Source organism: Pseudoalteromonas sp. SG43-7 (assembly GCF_014164295.1).
GTDB classification, from domain to species: domain Bacteria; phylum Pseudomonadota; class Gammaproteobacteria; order Enterobacterales; family Alteromonadaceae; genus Pseudoalteromonas; species Pseudoalteromonas rhizosphaerae.
In genome coordinates, this window is sequence record NZ_JACJEY010000069.1 from 1 (window position 1) to 21,534 (window position 21,534).

The following is a 21,534-nucleotide window of genomic DNA, read 5'->3' on the forward strand; positions in this document are numbered from 1 at the left end:
TGAGAGACTAGCCATAGCATGTGGTATCACCAGCAAGGGGCCTTGTCGAAGCTCAAAAACAAAAGGAATTAACATTGCGCTAGGCAATGACTATTTAGCGTCAAAAGGTTTAGTGTCACTGAGAGATATTTGGATCAATATTCATTACGGGAGGTGAACCGCCCATTGCGGACCCGCATGATGGGTGGTGTGGGGGCTGGAGGTTAGAGACCTCCGGCTACCCGATTAAGTGCAATTTTTACCCACTTCAGCTGAACAAGTGATATCGATCGTAGGGCTCAACATAAGACAAACATGACAATGCTTTTCCACCGCATTTTGAGCTGCTCGCAAAATGTCAGATTCCTTAAAACCACTGCCATTTACTGTAAAGTGTAAGTTTGCCGATTTATATAAACGAGGTTCTGATTCCGTTAGTGCAAAAGTAACCGTATTTTCTAGGCCTTTAACTTCAAAACCTTGATCTTGTAGTAACAAGACGACATCCGTAGCACTACATGAACCTAAAGCCGACAATAAAACTTCCGTTGGACAAGGGGCTTTCTCACTTGTAGCGTCAACATTAAACGTAAAGCCGCCTTCAGTTGACACTTCAAAGCGACAATCACCATTCCATTTTATATTAATACTCATACTTCCCTACTTTTTGATGTGACTCTCGCTGATTGCACTAACATTTTAGTATTTATGCGACACGCAGTTTGTGTTGCATAATCGCTTGTTGGACTGAGGTGTTACTTATGCTATGGGAATTTGCTTTTTATGGCCTAAGCGATATCAAGCCAACTTTACTGGCGTGTCTATCGTATCTAAGCTATCCCTGCGTTACTCAGCGTTTATTATGCACCTATTAAACCTAATGTTTCACCGTTAAGCAATGATCTTTTTCTCACGCACAATCGCGAGTAGCCTGAGCAGTTAAGCAGGTTAACTCATTGATTTAATGCAGCAAGCTAGGCCGCTAACTCGTTCGAACTATTTCATTCGTCGAAATATCTGAGGTTATCACACCAATAAACCGTAAGATACCAACCTTACATGACTGACAAGGCCAATACGGTATCAATGGTTCTTGCTCTGTTTTGGGCTTCACCGCTTTGCATGCGGTGGATACATGAGCCCTTATCAGGGCTAACTTTCGCTTACGACACGCATTAGCTAAAAAACCATAGTGGCGAATGCGCATAAACCCTTTCGGCAATACATGTTGTAAGTAGCGCCGTAAAAATTCATCACAACTCAGTGTCATTACTTTATCGCGGTTGTTATCTGCATAATCGCGATATTTAAAGCTCACTGACTGCTCATTCACTGACACTAATCGTGATTCTGACATCACGCCTTTTCGGGTATAACGAGCAAGGTAACTAACTAGCTTTTCACTGTACGTTAAACAGGCTTTGCTATACACGCACCATTTGGTTGGCGTGTTTATCTTCGCGAATGAACTATCGCATTCATTGAGCGCCGCCAGCATTTTTCCTCTAAAGACTGTTGATAACGCTTTTACGGGGTATAAATAGTCTTTTTCTATTTCATGCCAGTGCGTTTTTTCAAGTGCACCTGCGGGTATCAAACAATGCAAGTGGATATGCTGACTTAAGTTCTGCCCCCATGTATGCAGTACGCTTGTCATGCCTAACTGGCCATGCATCTTTCGTTTCGCAAATTTACACAGCGTTTGCCATACGGCTTTAAACAAACACTGGTACAACACACTTGGGTTATAGTGAGCAATGATATTCAACTCATGAGGGAGCGTAAAAACAAGGTGGAAATACCGACACGGTAATAAATCCTCTTGCTGTCTTCGCACCCACTTAGCCGTGGCCATGCCTTGGCAACGCGGACAGTGACGGTCTCGACAACTACACCCAATCTGCTGCGACTCCCCACAGCTATCACATTGCCATGCTTGATAACCGAGCTGACCTGTTCTGCATGATTGAAGGTGCTGACAGACACGCAGTTGTTGATAGCTCATCGTATGATGTTGCCGATAATTCTCAAGATTTGAGTTTAAAATATCAGCGAGGTGCAAAGCGCTCATTGTTTACTCCAACTCGCAAGCAAATCAATGCCGCCATGCCCTAACTCAGGTAACCAGTGTAAGTAACTTTGTGTCGTTTTAATATCACTATGACCAAGCTGATGTTGCAATTGATGAAGTGGCATTCCTGATTCAAGTTGATGTGTTGCATAAGCATGGCGTAGTGCATGTGGATTACAGTGTTTTAAACCACACGCTTGTGCGTGTTTTCTCAATGGCTTCCTGAAGGTCGATGCTGACATAGGTTTATCCATTAACAATCGCGAGTAAAACATCCAACCCGTTGGGTGATACATTTTCCAGTAACTGCGTAATTGGTTTAGTACGCTATCTGAAACTACAACATACCGTGACTTATCCCCTTTACCTTGTTCAATTAAAATGGTTTTACGCTGGCCATCGATGTCTTGCACTTTGATACGTAACAATTCGCCAATACGTAAACCGCACCCATAGCAAACCACTATTAACGTTTTTAGTCGCATATCATCCGTACAGCTTTCTATCAGCCGCCGCATATCATCACGTGATAAATAGGTAGGTCCGCGCGACTTCGCTTTTGGCAGTGCAATATCTAAGTTCAATGGCCGATGTAAAATATTCTTAAACAAGAACCAAATACTGTTTATTTGTATTTTCTGACTTGCTCTAGAAAGTTTACGAATAGCGGGATCGTTAAAAAAGGCGTTAAGCTCGTCATCCGTAATCGAGTCAAGCGGTTTATTAAAATAGTGACTGAGTTTAAGTAAATGTTCACAGTGGCTTTTACATGTACTTTGCGAATAACCTCGATAGGCTATTTCAGTTTTGACTTGTTCAATGAGTGTATTCATGACTTACCTCCAAGTTATGGGATAACCCCAAGGTAAGTGTGGCTCAAATGGTCAGAATAGGATCTCCGCGTAGCGGCTTAGTTCAACAATTTTATAGTGCGCGCGTCGCGCATCTTTCTGCCGATGTCACGCTCATGTATTAATAAATCTATTTTTAACAAATAACTTAATGTATTGCCAACTATAATTTTTTATTGGTACTAAAGATATTCAGAAAAGAGAAAATGCGCTCGTCGCTCATTTTCTTGAATATGGGAGCCAAACAACTACACTGTACACATATACAGCATGACTATTGGTGATGACATGAAAACGCGCTCCCCATTTTTAAATTATATCGCTGATTATATGTTGGTACGTCAGTATTCATTACGTACCGTGGACACCTACCTGAGGTGGATTGCATCTTATATTCATTTTCATGATTAGTGCAATGACGTAAGAAGAAGTTATGCTGCTTATAACTCATTAAAATGCGCTATAATTTTGAGGTAATTCAATAAAAGCACTTTAACCAAAAGGGGCTAACGTATGTTAGCCCCAATGGGTGAATTTTATTTACAATGTGTTGTTTAGTAAAAACAAACCATAGCCAGCGAGTTGTTCGTCATTGAGGTCGTGTTGCCAGCTAGGCGTTAACCCCTGACATTTTATACCGCTGATGCTTTGCGGGTTAGCGGTTAAATTAAGAATAAACATACTTTTACTGCCGTTTAACTCGCGGGTTATTTCAACTAGGCCGTTGTCGTGTTGCGTTAATTCATAACTGCCTTTAATACCCAGCTCTGGGCGCTGTTTTTTCTGCGAAATTAAGTGCTGATATAAACGCCAAAGTGAATCAGAGTCTGCTTGTTGCGTTTTTACATTGCGATCGCCTGCGCTAAGCTGCTCGGCTAAAAATTCAGGCCACCAGCTGGTAAAGTCTTTACCAAATAATTCACTTTGTTCAACCCAACTGGTTTTAGCTTTGGTAAAACCGGCTTGACTGCTGTTGTCCCATTGCATTGGCGCGCGTTTATAAACGTCGTGACCTGTGCCACCTTGTGTTAAGCCAATTTCTTCGCCGTAATAAATATACGGTGTGCCAGGGGAGCTAAATAACATGGCGGCGGCAAGTTTTGCTTTATCGTCTTGCTCTGCTAGCTGATAAGCCACTCGCTCTTGGTCGTGATTGGTTAAAAACGGCGCAAAAAAGTCAAGTGGTGCGCTCGAGTCAATACGTTGCTGTATATTTTGTTTGAGCACATTGGCATCAACCGTATTTTTTTGCTGGTTAGACTGCATGGTGCCAAATTGCGCTTCGCCACTGGCGCCTGGCTTTAATAAGCCAAGGATTTTATAGCCCACTTCAAAATCAAAGCCCTGATCAAGCCCTTTACCTTCGCCGTAGTATTTTGCCGCCACAGGAATATCTGCCCAGGCTTCACCCACCAAATATGCCTCAGGGTTTACACTTTTTACATACTGATTAAAGTGCTGCCAGTAAGCTATGGTTTCGTCTGTGTCGGCCTGTGTATTGCCGCCGCTTTCCATGGCAAAGCGTACAGCGTCTAACCTAAAGCCAGCAACCCCTTTATCAAGCCAAAACTTGGCCATTTTTTCCATTTCGGCAATAACATCAGGGTGGCGTAAATTTAAATCAGGTTGGCTTGCTCCAAACGCACCATAGTAATACTGCTGGCGGGTTTCATTCCAATGCCATACTGCGTCGGGTTGGTCGTTATTACTCCATGCGTGGCCCCAACCGCTACCGGCTTTTGGCATATCGTCGCGCCAAATAAAGTAATCAGCATAAGGGGCTTGTTGTTTTGCTGAACGCTGAAACCATTCATGGTTACTTGATATATGGTTTATAACTAAATCAAGTATGACTTTCATGCCTTTATCATCAGCGGCTTTTATAAAGGCTTCAAACTCGGCCATGCTGCCGTAGTCGTTTTCTACTTGGTAAAATTCAGTAAAATCATAGCCATGATACGACGGTGCTTCAAACATGGGGGTTAACCACAGTGCATTTACGCCGAGCTCTTGTAAATACGGGAGCTTTTGGGTCATACCGTTAAAGTCGCCATGACCATCAGCATCGCTATCGTAAAAGCTGCGTGGCCAAATTTGGTAAAAAATGGCGCTTTCCCACCACGGGCTTGCTTGTTGTTTAGTATTTAATTGCGATGTTTCGGTGTTATTCGTGTTGTTATTTAATGATGGTGCGCTTTGGCAGCCTGTTAGCATGATTGCTAATGCTAATGCGCTCAAGGTAAATGTTTTCATTTCAGCCTCGTTATTATTGTAATAAATAACTTAGCCGTATTTTACTACGGCTATGTTAATTAACCTGAACTGCGGATAGTTTGCGGTTATTTTAGTGCTTTAGTTACCACTGGGTAATGATCCCATACTTGCTTGTCACTTAATGAGCGCACTAGCTTCACGTATTCAGCATGCGTCCACGCCAGTGGTGTGGCCGAGTTTGTACCCTCGCCTAACGTGTATCCTGCTTTATTTACGCCTACGCCATCCCATACTTGTTCTGGTAGCATCATGCCTTCGTTAGCAAATTGCTCTAGCCCTTTTACATAGCTATTTTTAATAGCCTGTTGTTTTGTTGCATCTAAGGTATTATTAGCATTTGCGGCGGCAATTTCATAATGGCCCCGTTCACCGGTAAAAAATGGCCAAACTCGCCCACGTTGCCCTGGGCTATTTTTTCCACCTTGCGCATAGTTAGCGCCAGTTACTTCGTCTTCACCGTACCCGTCGTTACCATAGCGGCGGTATCCTGCAAATGTGCCGCTGCCATCAGTAAACTCAAAGCTGTATTTAACTTGTAGGTTATCTGTTAGGGTTTCGTCATCATATTCTGGGAGTGTTTTTACTATGCTGGGCGCTAGTGCATCACGTACACCATAGCGAACGAGCTCGAAAAATCCACCATCGAGAATTTGCTTTTTATTAAAACCTTCACGGCCATTATTGGCGTTAATTTTAGTATTTGAATTGGCGTCTTTGTCTTGGCCAATACGTATAAAATACTCGCCGTCTGATGCGTTTGATTCTAAATTACCTTCGGTGGTAAACATCATGCTTTCTATATCGGCGTTGTAACTTTTTGCTGTTGCAAGGTAGCGTTTAGCATTCACCTCATCACCTGCCATTTTTGCAATATCAGCGGCGGTAATTAAACCGGCAATAACAGCAGCGGTGGTTGATGGTGAATACCCTTCTTGCTCTTCCCAACGCTCTTGTTGAGTCGCAGGTGGGGTTATTTGCATGTCGTTCCATAGGATTTTAGCGCGCCCACCGTCTACCAAAAAGTCAGCGGCCGGTTTTAACATGCGGGTATACCAATCAGTTAGCTCAGCATCACTTAACACATCTGACTGATGAAGTTTCCACGCTAGCATAATAGGCATAGCGGTTTGGTCTAGCTGTACGCCTACCCATTCAAGTTCGCCATCTACGTGTGTTTTTTGTAAAAACCACCCTGTGTCGCCTTTGTTGCCCTGGGTTTTGCTGTTTACTTGTACTTTTTCAAGGTATTCAAATGCGGTTTTAGCAGTCGCATTATCGCCCATGGCCATAAATGCCATGGCAACTTGATAAAAGTCGCGCACCCATACCGCTTTGTAACCGGTAGAGCCGGTTTTCGCCGATACGGTTTCACCCCACGGGTTTGATAAAGACGCAATGAGCGCGCCTGCATGGGTTTTATCTTCCTGAGCTTTTAAAACCATGGCGCTGGTATACAGCAGTTTACCGTTATCAGCTGTTTGCTCGCTCATGGTATTAAGTGGTGCAAGGCTTTGTAGGTAATCTTGCCAACCTAGGGCTTCGCCTTTGCCGTTGTAGTTATCAAGTACAGCTTGATACCCTTTGGCTAGCGTAGCTTGGCCCTCTTTAAAGCTTGCTTGCTGGTTTTTACCAAAGCTTAGGCTTAAATCGAATTGACTGTTTTTACCAATCTCACCCAGCTCAGCAAGTAAGCTTACGTTACCCGATTGCTCACCCGTATTTTTATACACAGTTGCTAATTGCTGGGTTGTTTTAAGCTCAGTTAAACCATCACTCACGCCCGTAAAACCGACACTTGTTTGTTTAAATGGCTTTGCACCTTGCAATGACAAGTAATTTTCGCCCTGCCACGCTACCAACCCTTGCTCGGTGGTTTTTGCAAAGTCATCTAAGCCGTTGTTGTTTATATACGGGTTAACTGTTACAAATGCTTTTACACCGTCAAGCTGGGTATTAAAAATACTGCGTACAAATAAGCTTTGACCGTCTGGATCGGTAAATATATGTTTTTCGAGGCTAAAACGACCTTGCTTATCTTTGCTTACTACTTTGTATGCTAATGATAACGGGCGGCCTTTATCGTCTTTGTATAAGTAATCAATGGTAACGTCTAAATCGTCAGCTTCGGTGACTGTAAAATCTTTTCCGACTACAACAAATTGCATGTCTTTAATTTGCGCTTGATGAATAAGCCCAAACATAGTTTCGGTGATCATCCCTTTAGCAATCGAAAACCATACTTTTGACACTTTAGCGGTTGGCGCGTCGTCACTGTAATGGCCATTTTGATATTGCTCAAAAGACGTGCCTATCCCAGTTTTGCCTGCGTATGCCCAAAATGGGGCTTCGCCTGGTGCGCCTGGGGCACTCACTGATGTTTGCGCTACTGCACTAGTTTGCGTATTTTGCACGCCACAACCGACAAGGCCTGCGGCCAATATTGTCGCGGTAATTAGGTTATATTTTTTCATTTTAGCCCCTTAAATTAAGACTGTTTAACACGCAGTACGGCAACCGCTGCAAGTACAAAAGACACAGCACCTAGCATCAATGCGTAAATAGGTTGATTTTGGAAAAAGTGACGAAGTATCAGGCCAAGGACACTGGCGGCTAATAATTGTGGGATCACAATAAAAAAGTTAAATATTCCCATATACACACCCATTTTATGACTCGGTACTGAGGTACTTAACATGGCGTAAGGCAATGACAAAATAGACGCCCACGCAAAACCAATACCTATCATTGGCCAAATAAGTAAGCTCGGATCTTGTATAAACATAAAGCTCGCCAAACCTAACGCACCTAAAATAAGGTTAAGTGCATGCGCTAGTTTTAAACCAACACGCTTAACGATGATCGGGATACATAAAGCCGCCAATGCAGCAAAACCGTTGTAAGCCGCAAATAAAATACCCACCCAGTCTGCACCATTGTTATACGCCGCTGAACTTGTGTCGCTGCTACCATAATGAAAACTGGTTACCGCTGAGGTGGTGTAAATCCACATGGCAAATAATGCAAACCAGCTAAAAAACTGTACCCAAGCAAGTTGTTTCATCGCCTCTGGCATGGTGAATACATCGTTAACGACTTGGTAAAAGCCACCGCTGGTGTGGTTTTTTGCCTGTAGTGCGGCTGCAATAAATTGAATAACGCCAAAACTCACTAAGCCAGCTGCCAATAGGTACAGCTCTTTTTCTAGGTTTAATCCCATGACTAAACCAAGCACAGCAAGGCCTAACACAGTAAATACACTGCCGCCTTTACTAAAGTTAATTTGTGCAGATACAGCCTGTTCAGCCGCAGTTTGCTCTTGTTGATTAAATGCGGCCAATTCTTCAGGTGAATATTCTTTGGTGGTTATAATTGTCCAGCCTACTGCGACCAGCAATACAACTGCACCAAAGTAAAATGAGTACTTTACTGAATCAGGAATTTGCCCTGCTGCGGCAGTGTTGGCAATATCAAACCAGTTCGTCATCATCCAAGGGAGTGCAGAAGCAACCACGGCGCCTACGCCTATAAAAAAGCTTTGCATTGCATAGCCAGTAGCACGCTGTTTGTTTGGTAGATTATCGCCTACAAGGGCGCGAAATGGTTCCATGGTGACGTTAATCGATGCATCCATGATCCATAACATGCCCGCTGCAATCCAAAGTGTTGGTGAGTTTGGCATAATAAATAACGATAATGTGGTTAAAATAGCGCCGTATAAAAAAAACGGACGACGGCGGCCTAATTTGCCCCAGGTTTTATCGCTCCAGTAACCAATAATTGGCTGTACAATTAACCCTGTGAGTGGTGCTGCTACCCACAAAATAGGAATGTCATCTACATTAGCCCCAAGGGTTTGAAATATTCGGCTTACATTACCGTTTTGCAGTGCAAAGCCAAATTGAATGCCTAAAAAGCCAAAGCACATGTTCCATATTTGCCAAAAACTTAAATCTGGTTTGTTATTTTTCATTATGAGCTCCAGTGGTTAATACTGCACTGCTAAGCGCATTTAAAGTTAAACTAATGTGTGCCTGCTCAGCTGTAATAGTTAGCTCGGCGTTTTGATTCGCCTCTAGCAAATCAAGCAATTGTAATTTTTCGCTGGTATTTTGCGTCAGTGTGTTAAGTGGAATATCAATACTGATCTGACTGACTTGCTCAGCAAAATTACTCACCACCCAAATTTGTTGATTACCGATACTGCGGCTAAACGCAGCAACTTTTTCGCTGCCAGTAACCATCAGTGGTTGCATGTCACCAGCTACAACTGCTGGATGTTTACTCAACGCCATAACGGCTTTGTAATATTCACGTAATTGACCTTGTGCCGGTGTTAATAAAGCACCATCAAACTTGCCGTTGTTCATCCACGCTTGATGCACTGGCACGCCAATGTAGTCAAAAATACTGGTGCGAGTTGGTTTGCCAAAGCCGGCATCTTCAGAGCCATCTTCTCCCACATCTTGAGCAAAATATAATAGTGTTGGCGCACGGCTAATAAGGTTTGATACTACTAATGCGGGTTTGCCCTTTTCACTACTACCTGCGAAGTCAGGGCTGGCGATACGTTGTTCGTCATGGTTTTCTAAAAAGTGCAGCATATGCTGCTCTATGTCAGCCACTTTTTGCTGAGCATTAAAAATAGTGTCTGCCGGTTGCGTGCCTTGCATAACAGCTTTTAAGGTGTCGTAAAAGCCGACTTTATCGTACAAGTAATCCATTTTTCCTTGCTGGATATACGGGCGATATAGTGCGGGATTGTATACCTCGGCTAGTAAAAATGCCTCTGGGTTGTGCATCTTGATTGATGAGTTTAGAAAGCTCCAAAACTCTACTGGTACCATTTCGGCCATATCATAGCGAAAGCCATCTACGCCTTTATCGAGCCAATATAGCGCGATATCACGAAACTTATACCAGCTGTTTGGCAACTCTTTATCCTGCCAAAACTCAAAGTGCGCGCGTAAATCTTTAGTAGCATACTCATCGGGCAGAGTTGGAAAGTCATAACTACCGTCAGGTTTTACGCCATAATTTACTTTAACTGTTTCGTACCAGTCGTTTATATCAGGCTTAGCAGCACGGGCACCATTACCAGTCCATTTTGCAGGCGTTTCAGCAAATAAGTTATCAGCAAGTGGGTGGGCATTACCGCCTAGCACTTGGTAGTTTTCACTGGTTGGTACTTGAAATGACTGCCCAGTAACGTAATAAAAGTTATTATCGCGGGCATACTCTACGCTGGTGTCATCTTGCTCACCAAAATCTTTAACTCCAGCGGGTTTAGCGGTTGATTGATAATGACGCGCCACATGATTTGGCACAATATCAATGACCACTTTCATACCGTGTCGATGGGTGCGCTCAATTAATGCAGCAAACTCTTCGAGGCGGCGCTCTGGATTAATGGCTAAATCTGGGTTTACATCGTAATAATCTTTAATTGCATACGGCGAGCCGGCACGGCCTTTCACTACATCCGGGTCATCTTGGCTAATTCCATATTGGCTGTAATCGCCGACCAAAGCATGGTGTAACACGCCGGTATACCAAATATGGGTGGTACCAAGTTCTTTAATGCCACTTAAAGCAGTATCATTAAAGTCACTAAATGTGCCTACGCCATTTTGCTCTTTGGTTCCCCACGGAATATTGGCTGTTTGCGTATTACCAAATAAGCGCGTGAATACCTGATACACAACCGGCTTTGAATGCTCGTTAACTTGTTCAGCTACCTTTTTGTCAGTACTGGGGGTTGTGGGCTCATCTGAGCAGCTCGACAATAACAAGCTACTAGCTAATACCCATGAGCCATATTTGAATGTACTAATTGTGGTTTTATTTGTTGTCATAATGTTCTTACTTAGATCTGACGTTTTAATGGGTTGTCATTTAAACGTCATTTTTATTATAAATTTAATACTAAAGTGAACTGCCACTGACTGACAGCGGCTGCATACGTATTCACACAGGCTTTATTCAATTATTAATACCGTTGCACTCATAGGCGCTAAGGTCACTGTATCTGTTATATTTATTTGCTGTTCAGTAAAAAGACTCACAGCCTTTTTGTATTGCCCAATAACCTCTTGCAGATACGCTAATGACCAGTTTTTTGCTGCGGTATTTTTATTTAAAAACACCAACAAAGTTTGCTGTTCACTTATCCGCGCGTAACTGTATATACCTGATTTAGGACTAAAATGAACCAGTTTACCTTGCGCTATTGCTGGGCTTTGCTTTCTAAAATTAAGTAAGGTGGTGATGGTTTGCTGCATATCACGCTGCTCATCTGATAACCCTTGTCCTGTAAAAGCATTACTTGGCTGACCTTTAAAACCACCGGGGAAATCAATACGGATATCACCGTGATCATTACTGCCCGTATTATCAAGCAATACTTCGGTGCCATAATACATTTGTGCAATACCACGAGTGGTAAGCAACATAGTCATCGCCATTTTCGTTTTAGCAAGATCTTGCTTAAGCTGAGTGTAAACTCGGCTCATATCGTGGTTATCGGCAAACACGAGCAAGTTGTCTGGATTTGGGTATAAAAAGTCATTGGCGATTGATTGATACACTTTTACCCAGCCAGTGTTCCAACTCTCCTCTTCATTAAGTGCTTGAATAAGTGACTCTTGTAATGAAAAATCCATCACGCTTGGTAAGCTTGAGGTATAGCCGTCGTTATTTACCTTTCCTGCTTGCCAATATGAAGCAATCGCAGGATTGGTGGTCCACTCTTCGCCAACAATATTAAAAGCGGGATACTCAGTCATTATGGCTTTAGTCCAGTCAGCTAAAAAGGCTTTGTCTGAATATGAATAGGTATCAACGCGAATACCGCTTAAGTCGGCGTATTCAATCCACCAAATAGCATTTTGCATAAGGTAGTTTGCTAATAGCGGTTGCCGCTGGTTTAGATCCGGCATTGTGGCTACAAACCACCCATCGCTGAACTGGCGTTTATCAAACTCACTTGCATGTGGGTCTTGAATGGTTTGACGAGCATGGCTGGTAGCATGTTTACCGTTTGCAAACTCGCCATTAAAATTGATCCAATCTGTTGTGGGTTTATCTGTCATCCATTCATGCTCAGAGCCAAAGTGATTAAGCACTAGGTCCATCACTATACCAATACCGTGTTGTTTCGCTTTGGCTGATAACTCGCGATATAACTCATTTGAGCCCATGCGTGGGTCGATAGTGTAAAAATCGGTAATTGCATAACCGTGATAAGAGTAGCTGGGCATATCATTTTCAAGCGGTGGTGTTAACCAAAGCTGGGTTACGCCCAGTTTTTGCAAATACGGCAGTGCGTTAATCACACCTTGAATGTCGCCACCGTGACGCCCACCTCGCTCAATTGGATTTGCAGCCTCAAGCATTCCTTTTACTGTGTCGTTGCTGCTATCGCCATTAGCAAAGCGATCCGGATTAATTAAGTAAATGGTATCACTGCTATCAAAACCGTTACGTTTACTGCTATTAGCTTTACGTGCATGCAATTGATACTCAAAACGCTCCCCTGATTTGCTGCTAAACACTAAAACACCTGGCTTTGCGCTTGGATTGATTTCAATATTTAAAAAAACGTAATTTGGGTTATCGGTTTTAGTTACACTTTTTAAACTCACCCCTGAGTAAGATGCTAATTGCCATTGTTGCTTAGCAATACCTTGATCATGCAGCATAATTTGCAAGGCATTATTTTGCATACCAACCCACCAGTTTTGTGGCTCAACGCGCATTTTTGCGTGCAGCTGAAAACTCAGCATTACTGTTACTAACAGTAATGCGCTTTTTGATAGTCTCATATTAATATCCTGATTATTTTTGCTGCGGGATGATGGGTGTAAGCGCTCTAAAATGGCTTGCACACTGATGGTTAAAATTATAAAGCTCTTTAATTTGCTGTTGTTGCGTATAACTTGGCTTAGCAACGCTAGGAGGGAAGACGCCATAACCGCTCAATAAGGTATGCCACGACAGACTTGAATAGTAGTTTTCAATCCCTTGATGGGCAATTTCGCCGGTTAAATCATTACGCGATAACCAGCACTGAAAAATATTTTTTAGCGAGGCTGATAGCATTTCATTTTGACCATTTGCTTGCCAATACTCTGTATCTCGCCGATTGGAGGCGCGATAGTGACATACAATATAATCGCGAATACCTTCTATACGGTTATTAATTTGCATATTGAACGGATCACGTTTTACTTCACTCGGTCGGTTATGCTCAAAACATGCGATAAACGATTCGATTGTTTGCTGCACTAAATGTAAAGCAGTTGCTTCAAGAGGTTCAATAAAGCCTTGCGATAAACCTACAGCTAAACAGTTTTTATACCAATGTTGCTTAACTCGTCCTACTTTCATTGTTAGCTTACGTGCAGGTACATCGCAATTGAGTAAGCCGAGTTTGGTTCTAAGTTCTGTTTCTGCTTCATCAGCACTGCAAAAGTCTTGGCTGTAAACATAACCATTGCCAATACGATTGGTAAGCGGAATAGCCCATTGCCATCCATATTTTAATGCGGTTGAAGTTGTTTGCGAGGCTTGTAATTGATTACTCATTGTCGGCAGTACAATAGCACTGTCGTTAAATAGATTTTCTTTAAAACTAAGCCAAGGTACGGCTAATGCTTGCTGAATAAGCAATCCTTTAAAACCACTACAATCGATAAAAAAATCAGCTGCAATACACTGCTGTCCATCACTGTTTTCATCAAGAACAAGCTGCTTGATGTTGCCTGCAGAATCAAGCTCAACCTGCGCTATGGTGCTTTTTAGGTGCTTAACACCTTTGCTTGTTGCTCTATTAGCTAAAAATAGCCCAAGCAGTCCCGAGTCAAAATGATAACCATAACTTTGCTGAAATGGAAAGTCCGCTTGAGTATGTGGCCCACGCTGTTGCTTAGCTAAGTAGGCTGCTAAAAAATAGCTGTCGGGATGTGCATCAATCGCTACACCTTGACGTTTTAACAAACAACTTTTTATAAATTGCTGCTGTGTATGTAAATCCGTCTGCCCATAAAATGAGTGAAAATACTGCTCATGACCTGGATGGGTAGACCAATCTTTAAATTCAATCCCCAGTTTGTAGGTTGCATTGCATTGAGGCATCCACTCACTTTCGCTAATATTTAATGTATCGAAGAATTGTTTTAACTGCGCAGTCGAGCCTTCACCAACACCAATAGGCGCAATTGTTGGTGATTCAATTAAAGTGACATGGGTATCAGTGAGAGAATGATTTAATAAATTAGCAGCCATCCACCCTGCTGTACCACCACCAACAATAATAATATTCATACTAGATTTGGCCTTTTGCTAACTCTGAACCACGACAAAATCGCTGTAAATATTGCTCATGTGTTGGTAAGTGAGTAACGTATTGCTGTTGGATAGTCGCTATATTGGATAAGAACTCACCAAGCTCAGAATCTGAAATTACACGTGCGAGCGGGTGATAACTTTGTGGTCTGATCCCTTGTCCAATTAAAACTTGTAGCCAAGCAACCTCTGAAAAAAGTTCATCTGCTTGTATTGAAAGCGTGCCTGTTCGTTTAAATAGTGCAATACGTTGCTGTAATGAGTCAGGTAATGTCATAGCGCCACACCGTTGCCAAAATGGAGACTGCTTTTGATTAACAGCGTAATGCAAAATAATAAAATCACGAATTTTTTCAAATTCATTTTTGGCTTGTAAATTATAAGCATGCGCCGATAACTCACAATCAGGGTGCGCCGGAAATAACTTAATAAACCGAGCTATACTGGTTTGTATTAAATGTAAGCTGGTAGATTCCAAAGGTTCTAAAAAGCCACTAGATAAACCAATACTTAAACAGTTTTTAAACCACTGCTGTTCGCGTCTTCCTGGCGTGAACTTAATATGTTTTGGGGCCGTTATGGTCTCAGTTTCTAAACTATTTAATAACTGTTGTTCAGCTTGTTCAGCACTCATAAATTGGCTGCTATATACCAGCCCATTCCCCACTCTATTTTGCAGCGGAATTTGCCATTGCCACCCGGCATCTTTTGCAATCGAACGAGTAAATGGCGGCGTATTTTTCAGCGGTTTAGTTTGCACTGCAATTGCACGATCACAGAAAAGCCAATGCTGATAACTTTGGTATTTAACCCCCAACGCCTGTTCAATCAAGCGTGCACTGGAGCCGCTGCAATCAATAAAAAAATCACCTTTTATGGTTTGTTCATCACTGAGTTCAAGTGTTTTAATCAAGCCATTATCGTCTAATTTTACAGACTCCATCGTACCACTGAGATATTCTACACCTTGCGCAATTGCAAACTCTTGTAATAACTTTGCGTATTTGCCCGCATCAAAGTGATAAGCATAAGTAAGCCCAGCTAAAGGCGTTTTACCAATCTGTGGATTTGGGTGGAATTTATTATGGTTTGCCGCAATCGCATTAACACTGAAGTCCCATAAGGTTTGCGTTGTTTTGCTTTGGTTGCTTTTGAGCCAAAAGTGATGAAATGGGGTGATCCCAAGCCCTCTGCCAATATCACCAAATGCATGCTGGTAACTATCGCCTTGTTGGCCCCAATTTTCAAATTGAATACCAAGTTTATAAGTGCCTTGAGTGCGCTTTAAAAAAACGTGTTCATCAAGCCCCAAGACATTGTTGAAAGTCTGTATCGCAGGGATAGTTGCCTCCCCTACACCAACAGTTGGAATATCGGGTGATTCTATTAAAGTGATTGATAGCTGCTTAGAAAACACTTTTGCTAACATCGCAGCGGTCATCCAACCTGCACTGCCGCCGCCTAAGATAACAATTTTTTCTATCGCTTTCATTTATCACTCCTCACAAATAAAAAAGGGATCTCTATTGAGATCCCTAGTATCTTGTCTCAATCGCGTTTAATACAACTGAATCATACTGACTTGGGTATATTTAATTAAAATTTATAAGCAAAGCCTAATAAATAATTAGCCCCATAGCTTTGATAATCACGTACCGTTGCTTTATTGCCGTCATGATAAGTTACAAACGGCTCATCAGTTAAGTTTTGTGCTTGTAGCGATACAGTAAGACCTTGTAATGCTTCAATGCTAGACTCAGAGAAATCGTAACCAATTTGGGCATCCCAGATAGTCTCTTCTGCAACAACGACCGTTGTTCTTGCTAATGATAGACCATTTACTTCACCTAAGAAGTCAGAGCGGTAACGCATACTCACACGTGCTTGAAAACCGTAGTTTTCATAATAAAGTGTCCAGTTATAAACTTTATCTGATAGACCTGGAATTTCTTCTTTCTCACCATTGAGGTTATCAAGCGAAGAATCTAAAAAGGTAGCGCTAATAACTGTACCAAAGCCTTCAAGGCTATCGCTGAGTATATTACCTGGTAATGTCGCTGTTAACTCAAGGCCTGATACTTTTGCATCGCCTACGTTATCCCATGCGCTCACTAGACCTTGGTTAGTGATCGGCACTTCACCATTAGGTGTATCGACATCAGCAAAATCACCCACTATTTGCGTGTTGAACTGCCAATCTTCTATGTCTTTATGAAATAAAGCAGCTGCAAAATAACCTTCCGCACTAAAGTAATACTCATACGATAAGTCGATTTGATTAGCAATAACAGGACGCAAACTTGGGTTACCGCCACTTGCACTCCACGGTGAATTTTCTAGATTAGTCGGTGGTGTTGTAACGTTGTTTTTTGCCGCATCAAAGCTGTAGCTGTTACTTGCATTCATACGATCCATACGTGAACGCGACATTGTACGAGCTAAACCAAAGCGTAGCATTTGATCTTCAGTCAACGATAAGTTCAAGTTCAAGCTTGGTAAAAATTCAGTATACTTGTCGCCTGCTCTATTCGATTGTACACGGACAAGGCCTGTATCCGGATCTGAATCAACCGCATAACCGTCAGAGCTTTGATCTGTATTTACAATTTGCAAGCCCACGTTGCCGCGTGCAGGTAAACCAAACAATTCAGTATCTAAATCAGCTTTAACATAGGCAGTTAAAATATCCTCTTGTACAGTCCAAATATTTGCCCAACGGCCTGTATCAGTATCAGCTTGATTAAATGAATCGTACGCGCCGCTGTTGTATAGGGCTAACGAATCATATGCAATCATGTCACCCATACCAATAAAATCAAGTGATACTGAGCCTAGGTAATATTCATCTGGGATACGCACCATTTCAGGATACTGCTTGAGGCGCAGGTACTCACCGGTATCTTGTTTATCTTTTTCACGGCTGCTGTAGTTAACACCAAATTCAACTTGGCTTATCGGACTATTTTCAATAAACGTTTTTGCACTGAGCTTTAATGATGCTAATTCATCTTCAACATGTGGTCTATTTAAAAAGCCATCTTGACCATCGCCACCAACAGCACTACTCCCCCAAGTACGTGCTGCGCCCAGTTGAAATAAATCGCGGTCTGAATAATCAAGTGTAGGGGTAAAAATGGCGCCAGCCATACCACTGTCAAGGCTGTATTGTAGGTTATCACCAAGGCCTTCGTTGTCACCACGTCCTGTCGCTGCATAGCTTTCAAGACCCCAGACATCACGTTCAACCTTTGAATAACTCACATCAGCAGCCACTTGCCAACTATCGTTTATATCGTATTCAACGTTAAAACCAAGCGCGAGTAAATCAGCAGTCCTGAAGTTTACGTCATTACGAACTAAGGTTTTAATATTATTAACTTGGCCTTGAGTAACAACGCCACCATTGGTGGCTAACGTTTCATAATTTGTATCTGCACGACCTGAATTTAATGGCAGCTCTATGCCTCGTAATATTTGCTTATCTTCAAAATCAACATACATCGCATCGGCGGTAATATGCAGTTTATCTGATGGTGCAAATTCAAGCACACCTAAAAAGCTATCTCTTGTTAGCTCTGATGAACGTGCATAAGGCTTAGCGCCCTGTAAACGTAAATTGCCGTCAGCACCACTTGGATCATAACCCCATGCATTCCAGCGTTGTTCTTGATTTGGTGATTCCATGTGGGCATAAGCAAATGCAACACCAATGGTATCGTCAGCAAATTGATCTACATAACCAAACGAACCACGATAACCTTTATTATCCATTTCTGGATTAACTGCATCCATTTCGTTTTGTTCAAAACGCACATTTGCAGTAATTGATTGTTCACCGGCTGAGAGAGGACGCGTAGAGCGTAAATCAACGGTACCGCCAATCCCTTGAGTCGTTAAAGATGCGTCTGGCGTTTTGTATACAACAACTTCGCTGATCACTTCTGACGGGTATAAGTCGTATTCAACACCACGGTTATCACCAATCGATACTTGCTCACGACCATTAAATGTTGTGGTACTAAAGTCTTCGCCCATACCACGAATAGTAATTGAACTTGCACGGCCATCTAATCGTTGCGCGGCAAGACCAGGTAGACGCGCAATTGATTCTGCAATAGACGAATCTGGTAACTTACCAATATCTTCTGCTGAGATTGCCTCTACTACTGAGCTGCTGAAACGCTTAGTGTCAATAGCTTGAATTAAACTACGACGAAAACCTTTCACTTCAATGACTTCTAAATCTTCATTCGCAGTTGTTTGTTGCTCAGCTGCAAAACCTGACATGCTAGTTAAGCCTGCGGTTGCAAGTGCAATTGTTAATATACTTGGTTTGAACATAGACATGATGTGTTTCCCGTTACCCAATTTTATATTACTAACTTTTAGCGAGTTGCTTGTGATAGAAGCAAACCATTTGTTAGCTATTTTGTTGTCAGGATGAATATTAACGCCCGCCTTATTTTTTTAACAACTTTATGCATACGTATTCAGGCTAGTACAAAACCAACAAAGTTAACAAAAAATTCACACAAATAATGGCAACACCTTGTTTTTATAGGTATAAAGAGCGGGCAATTGATCTTTCTATTTTATAAAAGAAATATGTACTGCATCGAGCTCCTTCAGCGCGGCGATTTACAGTTTAATACCTTAATTATTAGTGCATTCACACTTTGCATTCGAGTCCCGATCGCCCCCCTCACAAAATGCCAATTGGTAAGACCATTAATGGCGCTGCACCATAACGCTACAGAACCCATATAATATGCACCAAGTTGGATTTGCTACTTTGTTAATGATACGAAAACGAGAATTGGTAAACATCTATTTGCCGCTCACATACCTTTGTTAATAGGTTTTTCAGAAGCTGTTTTCCTTATCAAAGCGATCTATTTAGCATGCATACGTATGCATCCTTTTTACAGTATCAAGCCCTTCACGTATGCTTTTTAAAAAATAACGTAGTTTGCTTTAATCGAACTGCTAACAAGATTACGAACACACCATTTCTAAACAGTAATAATTGCTAGGGTAAAATGGGGAGTGTTGTCACGATGGAGAAAAAAATGGCTCAACAGCAGTGGTATAAGGGTGCCGTGATTTATCAGGTTTATCCGCGCAGTTTTCAAGATACCAACGGTGACGGCATTGGTGATTTAAAAGGGATCATCAGCCGGATAGACTATATTAAAAGTCTGGGTGTTGATGCTATTTGGATCTCACCATTTTTTAAATCACCAATGAAAGACTTTGGCTATGATATCAGCGATTATCGTGACGTAGACCCTCTTTTTGGCGATCTTAATGACTTTGACGAGCTCATTGCACAAGCTCATCAACGCGATATTAAAATTATTATTGATCAAGTATTGAGCCACACATCAGACCAACATCAATGGTTTTTAGATAGCCGAGAAGACAAAACTAACGCCAGATCTGATTGGTATGTATGGGCTGATGCAAAACCAGATGGCACCCAGCCAAACAACTGGCTTTCAATTTTTGGTGGCCCTGCTTGGCAATGGGAGCCGCGTCGTGGCCAGTATTATTTACACAACTTTTTTACTGAACAACCGGATCTTAATTTTCATAATCCAGATGTACGTCAAGCAGTATTAGATAATGTTGAGTTTTGGCTTAAAAAAGGGGTAGATGGTTTTCGCCTAGATGCAATTAACTTTTGTTATCACGATGCACAGCTACGTGATAACCCAGCTAAACCGCCAGAAAAACGCCAAGGCCGTGGTTTTAGCGAAGATAATCCGTATGCTTTTCAGTATCACCATTATAATAATACCCAACCTGAAAATATTAGCTTTATGCAAGATATTCGTACCCTGTTAGACAAATATCCTGGTACCGTGTCTTTGGGTGAAATATCATCCGAGGATTCACTTGCTACTATGGCTGAATACACCGCCGGTGGCGATAAACTGCATATGGGTTACAGTTTTGAGCTACTAACCAATGATTATAGCAGTGAGTATATTCGTACAACGGTTAAGACATTGGAAGAACGAATGACAGAAGGCTGGCCTTGCTGGGCCTTTAGTAACCATGATGTAGAACGTGTTGCTAGTCGTTGGAGTAACAATGGTGAAGTAAACCCTGCGCAGTGTAAAATGCTTACCGCCCTACTCGCTTCATTGCGCGGTAGTGTATGTATGTACCAAGGTGAAGAGCTAGGTCTTGGTGAAGCAAGTGTGGCGTTTGAAGACTTACAAGACCCATATGGGATAACTTTTTGGCCAAACTTTAAAGGCCGAGATGGCTGTCGTACGCCTATGCCATGGCATAATGATGACGGTGAACAGGCCGGATTTTCTGCAACGAAACCTTGGTTACCTGTTGACGAAAACCACAAACACCAGACTGTAAGCAAACAAGATAGCGATAGTGATTCGATTCTAAATGCGTTCCGCCATTTTATGACATGGCGTAAGCAACAAGCTATCTTACTCGAAGGCGATATTGAATTTATTAATACCCCTGAGCCATTGTTAGCTTTTTACCGTCGTTTTGCAGGCCAAACTATGTTGTGCGTATTTAACCTAGCGCAAGAGCCTACAAGCCTCAACATTGAACACACTGATATTGTGCCACATTCAGAACTGAATCATCACAATGGCAGCTTAGATAAACAAACCCTTACCCTACCCGGTTTTGGTTGTTTTTACGCAGCCGTTAGTTAATATTTTTTAGTAATATAAAAGGGATTTGCAAGATTGTAATTTCCTTTTCGAAAAAGAGTAATCGGTCATAATCTATATTGTGGCCGATTTTTTGATTCTTTATCAACTATAGTTCTTTAAATAATACCAATCTGCATAAAGATTAAGTCAATTTTATCCAGTCTCTAGAGCATTTGCTTTTAACCGTATCTGGGACTGAAATGAATTTATTCCACGCTTGCGAAACCTGTTCGACTATTTCTTCATAACCACTAAACACACGATTAGATAAACAGTGTTGCCGTATCCAACTCCATACTTGCTCTATTGGATTTAACTCCGG

12 protein-coding genes and 1 pseudogene are annotated in these 21,534 nt (G+C 42.0%); 1 reads left to right on the forward strand and 12 read right to left on the reverse strand.

The features are described 5' to 3' along the window. Positions 1 to 225: 225 nt before the first annotated feature. From H5200_RS20690 to H5200_RS20740, 11 genes are all read right to left on the reverse strand, one after another. A complete protein-coding gene (locus H5200_RS20690; protein WP_182719700.1) occupies positions 226 to 633 on the reverse strand; it encodes an OsmC family protein in 408 nt (135 codons plus the stop codon). Positions 634 to 961: 328 nt separating this feature from the next. Beyond that, positions 962 to 2,050, reverse strand: coding sequence for an IS91 family transposase (locus H5200_RS20695; protein WP_182740088.1), 1,089 nt, complete (start codon positions 2,048 to 2,050; stop codon positions 962 to 964). Further along, entirely contained in the window at positions 2,047 to 2,883 is an 837-nt protein-coding gene (locus H5200_RS20700) for a tyrosine-type recombinase/integrase (protein ID WP_182740087.1), read from the reverse strand. Before H5200_RS20700 ends, H5200_RS20695 begins: the two co-directional genes overlap by 4 nt. 558 nt (positions 2,884 to 3,441) lie before the next feature. Beyond that, on the reverse strand, positions 3,442 to 5,154 hold the full coding sequence (locus H5200_RS20705) for an alpha-amylase family glycosyl hydrolase (protein ID WP_182762451.1): 1,713 nt from the start codon (positions 5,152 to 5,154) through the stop codon (positions 3,442 to 3,444). Positions 5,155 to 5,240: 86 nt separating this feature from the next. Continuing rightward, positions 5,241 to 7,646: a glycoside hydrolase family 15 protein gene (locus tag H5200_RS20710; RefSeq protein WP_182762452.1), complete on the reverse strand. Its 2,406-nt coding sequence runs from the start codon at positions 7,644 to 7,646 to the stop codon at positions 5,241 to 5,243. Positions 7,647 to 7,660: 14 nt separating this feature from the next. Continuing rightward, positions 7,661 to 9,145 (reverse strand): MFS transporter, encoded by a 1,485-nt coding sequence (locus tag H5200_RS20715; RefSeq protein ID WP_149982795.1) that lies wholly within the window; start codon positions 9,143 to 9,145, stop codon positions 7,661 to 7,663. Beyond that, positions 9,135 to 11,027, reverse strand: a complete 1,893-nt coding sequence (locus tag H5200_RS20720; protein ID WP_182762454.1) for an alpha-amylase family protein — start codon at positions 11,025 to 11,027, stop codon at positions 9,135 to 9,137. The genes H5200_RS20715 and H5200_RS20720 overlap by 11 nt, the downstream gene beginning before the upstream one ends. Positions 11,028 to 11,150: 123 nt before the next feature. Continuing rightward, a complete protein-coding gene (locus H5200_RS20725; RefSeq protein WP_182762463.1) occupies positions 11,151 to 12,956 on the reverse strand; it encodes a glycoside hydrolase family 13 protein in 1,806 nt (601 codons plus the stop codon). Between the two features lie 52 nt (positions 12,957 to 13,008). After that, positions 13,009 to 14,496, reverse strand: a complete 1,488-nt coding sequence (locus tag H5200_RS20730; RefSeq protein WP_182762456.1) for a tryptophan halogenase family protein — start codon at positions 14,494 to 14,496, stop codon at positions 13,009 to 13,011. Between the two features lies 1 nt (position 14,497). Beyond that, entirely contained in the window at positions 14,498 to 16,009 is a 1,512-nt protein-coding gene (locus H5200_RS20735; protein ID WP_182762458.1) for a tryptophan halogenase family protein, read from the reverse strand. 104 nt (positions 16,010 to 16,113) lie between these two features. Continuing rightward, positions 16,114 to 18,864 (reverse strand): TonB-dependent receptor, encoded by a 2,751-nt coding sequence (locus H5200_RS20740; RefSeq protein ID WP_182762460.1) that lies wholly within the window; start codon positions 18,862 to 18,864, stop codon positions 16,114 to 16,116. Between the two features lie 722 nt (positions 18,865 to 19,586). On the opposite strand from H5200_RS20740, the gene H5200_RS20745 reads away from it, so the two are divergent. After that, positions 19,587 to 21,212, forward strand: coding sequence for an alpha-glucosidase family protein (locus H5200_RS20745; RefSeq protein ID WP_182762461.1), 1,626 nt, complete (start codon positions 19,587 to 19,589; stop codon positions 21,210 to 21,212). A gap of 142 nt (positions 21,213 to 21,354) precedes the next feature. Here H5200_RS20745 and H5200_RS20750 read toward each other — a convergent pair. Next, a pseudogene (locus tag H5200_RS20750) lies at positions 21,355 to 21,534 on the reverse strand (IS630 family transposase); the annotation flags it as partial.

What these genes read in the sequence shown, in the direction of transcription:
- H5200_RS20690 (WP_182719700.1), bottom strand. Translation starts at nt 633, where the DNA reads ATGAGTATTAATATAAAATGGAATGGTGATTGTCGCTTTGAAGTGTCA.
- H5200_RS20695 (WP_182740088.1), bottom strand. Translation starts at nt 2,050, where the DNA reads ATGAGCGCTTTGCACCTCGCTGATATTTTAAACTCAAATCTTGAGAAT.
- H5200_RS20700 (WP_182740087.1), bottom strand. Translation starts at nt 2,883, where the DNA reads ATGAATACACTCATTGAACAAGTCAAAACTGAAATAGCCTATCGAGGT.
- H5200_RS20705 (WP_182762451.1), bottom strand. Translation starts at nt 5,154, where the DNA reads ATGAAAACATTTACCTTGAGCGCATTAGCATTAGCAATCATGCTAACA.
- H5200_RS20710 (WP_182762452.1), bottom strand. Translation starts at nt 7,646, where the DNA reads ATGAAAAAATATAACCTAATTACCGCGACAATATTGGCCGCAGGCCTT.
- H5200_RS20715 (WP_149982795.1), bottom strand. Translation starts at nt 9,145, where the DNA reads ATGAAAAATAACAAACCAGATTTAAGTTTTTGGCAAATATGGAACATG.
- H5200_RS20720 (WP_182762454.1), bottom strand. Translation starts at nt 11,027, where the DNA reads ATGACAACAAATAAAACCACAATTAGTACATTCAAATATGGCTCATGG.
- H5200_RS20725 (WP_182762463.1), bottom strand. Translation starts at nt 12,956, where the DNA reads ATGCTGAGTTTTCAGCTGCACGCAAAAATGCGCGTTGAGCCACAAAAC.
- H5200_RS20730 (WP_182762456.1), bottom strand. Translation starts at nt 14,496, where the DNA reads ATGAATATTATTATTGTTGGTGGTGGTACAGCAGGGTGGATGGCTGCT.
- H5200_RS20735 (WP_182762458.1), bottom strand. Translation starts at nt 16,009, where the DNA reads ATGAAAGCGATAGAAAAAATTGTTATCTTAGGCGGCGGCAGTGCAGGT.
- H5200_RS20740 (WP_182762460.1), bottom strand. Translation starts at nt 18,864, where the DNA reads ATGTCTATGTTCAAACCAAGTATATTAACAATTGCACTTGCAACCGCA.
- H5200_RS20745 (WP_182762461.1), top strand. Translation starts at nt 19,587, where the DNA reads ATGGCTCAACAGCAGTGGTATAAGGGTGCCGTGATTTATCAGGTTTAT.